Source organism: Rothia sp. HMSC069D01 (assembly GCF_001810135.1).
Taxonomy (GTDB): Bacteria; Actinomycetota; Actinomycetes; order Actinomycetales; family Micrococcaceae; genus Rothia.
Window position 1 is genome coordinate 1 of the sequence record NZ_KV800102.1, and the last position, 798, is coordinate 798.

Sequence of the window (798 nt, forward strand, 5' to 3'; positions counted from 1 at the left end):
TCGAAGGCACCGGGCGGTTTGCCGCATCCACCTCAGACATGCTTATGAAGGCATGCAGGCTTAAAACCCTTACGCCTGACCGAAGACCTCGTTGAGGTGGGCAGTATAGTCAGCGAGATACTGTTCGACCTGCGGATTTTTAATCACGTCATAGCAAATAAAGGTGGGCAACTGGGTAGTCCCCATGAACTCATGGGCCTTATGAAAGTGCATATAGAGGGCATCTACCCCGAGTCCCTCAAAGAAGTCGCCCTCCCGGGTAAAAGCTTCGCGAGGCGCGTTCCACGTCAGCGACAGCATATGCCGACGACCCTGAAGAAGACCGCCCGTGCCGTATCCTTCAGTGGGGCTGACCCTGTGGCGACCATCATTAGCGTACAGGGTACCCGCGCCCGCGGTAAACACCTCGTCCATATATTTTTTCACGGTCCACGGCTCGTGCATCCACCAACCGGGCATCTGCCAGATGACCGCATCCATCCACTGGAATTTTTCTACTTCCTGGTGAATATCGTACCCGTCGTCAATCACAGTTTCTCGCACATGATGACCGAGCGCCGATAACGTATCACGGGCTACTTGATGCAGGGTGTGGTTCAGGCGACCCGCCGAGTGGGCGAATGCTTTACCGCCGTCAATCAAAAGAATATTCACTGTAGTTCGCTCCTTAAACTCAACACCGCGAGAACGGTTGGCTATATTCCAGCCGCTTGTTTCATAGTACAGGGCTACTACGCTGTGAATCAGCCCTTAAAATTACCGCTTACGGTAAATTACGCCTTACGGCGGTACACCACA

Annotated in this window: 1 protein-coding gene; it reads right to left on the minus strand. The window is 53.4% G+C overall.

Annotated elements, in window-relative coordinates:
- Window positions 1-69: 69 nt before the first annotated feature.
- Window positions 70-654 (minus strand): NAD(P)H-dependent oxidoreductase, encoded by a 585-nt coding sequence (locus HMPREF2710_RS04435; protein WP_005504206.1) that lies wholly within the window; start codon window positions 652-654, stop codon window positions 70-72.
- Window positions 655-798: the final 144 nt, after the last annotated feature.